Source organism: Comamonas sp. CMM02 (genome assembly GCF_014851485.1).
GTDB lineage: Bacteria > Pseudomonadota > Gammaproteobacteria > Burkholderiales > Burkholderiaceae_C > Comamonas > Comamonas avium.
In genome coordinates this window covers 1-255 of the sequence record NZ_JACUZW010000023.1, presented here as the reverse complement: position 1 = coordinate 255, position 255 = coordinate 1, and the positions used below count along the sequence as shown (strand labels likewise).

At 56.5% G+C, this 255-nt stretch carries 1 pseudogene; it reads right to left on the bottom strand.

Annotated features, from left to right (window positions below):
• A pseudogene (gene tuf, locus IB213_RS18460) lies at nt 1-255 on the bottom strand (elongation factor Tu); the annotation flags it as partial.

The window sequence follows — 255 nt, the reverse complement described above, 5'->3', positions numbered from 1 at the left end:
CAGTGCAGATGGTCTTGACAGTGTCCTTGATACCGACGATTTCGATTTCTTCGCCGACCTTGATGATGCCGCGCTCGATACGGCCTGTCACCACGGTACCGCGACCGGAGATCGAGAACACGTCTTCCACAGGCATTGCAAAGGCACCGTCCACAGCACGCTCAGGTGTTGGGATGTAGGTATCCAGAGCTTCAGCCAGCTTCAAGATAGCAGGCTCACCCTTGTCGGACTGGTCACCTTCCAGGGCCAGCTTAG